Annotated in this window: 1 protein-coding gene; it reads right to left on the bottom strand. The window is 64.2% G+C overall.

From position 1 onward, the window contains the following. Nucleotides 1-105: 105 nt before the first annotated feature. On the bottom strand, nucleotides 106-1,158 hold the full coding sequence (locus IVA95_RS35545; RefSeq protein WP_256470368.1) for a 3-deoxy-7-phosphoheptulonate synthase: 1,053 nt from the start codon (nucleotides 1,156-1,158) through the stop codon (nucleotides 106-108). Between the last annotated feature and the right edge of the window lie 103 nt (nucleotides 1,159-1,261).

Below are 1,261 nucleotides of genomic sequence, written 5' to 3'. Positions count from 1 at the left end.
GCAGTGTCGCCCGCGGAGACACCCCCACCCCAGCCCTCCCCCGCAAGCGGGAGAGGGAGCGCACCTTCTTCGTGGTCGCAATCAAATCTAATTTCATCACGCTCTCTAGGCCGAGCGCTCCTCCCGGAAGTTCCCCGATTGCGCATTTCGCCGCGTCTGCACCGCATCGGCCAGCACGTTCAGCGCAGATACCGTCGTCTCCCAGTCGATGCAGCCGTCGGTGATGCTCTGTCCGTAGGTCAGCGGCTTGCCGGGCACGACGTCCTGACGGCCGGCGACCAGGTTGCTCTCGATCATGACGCCGGTGATGCGCTGCTCGCCCTCCGATATCTGGCGCGCGATGTCGGCGACGACCAGCGGCTGGTTCTCCGGCTTCTTGTTGCTGTTGGCGTGGCTGGTGTCGATCATGATCCGCGGGGCGACGCCGGCACGGACAAGTTCGACGCACGCGGCACCGACGCTTTCCCGGTCGTAGTTCGGTTTGTTGCCGCCGCGCAGGATGATGTGGCAGTCCTCGTTGCCGGTGGTTGCCGCAATCGCCGAGCGCCCGCCTTTGGTGACAGCCATGAAATGATGCGGATGCGAGGCCGACTTCACTGCATCGGCCGCGATGCGGATATTACCGTCGGTACCGTTCTTGAAGCCGACCGGGCAGGAGAGACCGGAAGCGAGCTCGCGATGGATCTGGCTCTCGGTCGTGCGCGCCCCGATCGCCGCCCATGCCATCAGGTCGGCAATGTATTGCGGCGTCGTCATGTCGAGGAATTCGGTCCCGGCCGGCAGGCCGAGATTGTTCACCGCCGACAGCACGTTGCGGGCGAGCCGCAGGCCCCTGTTGATGTCGAAGGAGCCGTCGAGATTGGGGTCGTTGATCAGTCCCTTCCATCCGACTGTGGTGCGCGGCTTTTCGAAATAGACGCGCATCACGATTTCGAGGCGGTCGGAGAGCTTTTCACGCAGCGCAGCGAGCCGCTCGGCGTAATCAACGGCCGCGGCGGGATCGTGGACCGAGCAGGGGCCGACGACCACCAGAAGGCGGTCATCGGTGCCGTGCAGGATGGCGTGGATGGCATTGCGCGCCGCCATCACCACGCGCGTCGCGGTCAAGGTGCGCGGTATCTCGCCCATTACCTCCTGCGGCGTACTCAGCTCTTTCAGTTCGCTAGAGCGTTAGCCCATCTGACTGAATCGCTGCGGATTCACAAATCAGCGTTTTGGTGATTCAAGCTACCCGCCGGGACAGGAGGCCGGCGGGTATGGC

It is taken from the genome of Bradyrhizobium sp. 157 (assembly GCF_023073815.1).
Lineage (GTDB): Bacteria > Pseudomonadota > Alphaproteobacteria > Rhizobiales > Xanthobacteraceae > Bradyrhizobium.
Note: the sequence above shows the minus strand (reverse complement) of the source record. Positions and strands in the feature narration are given on the sequence as shown.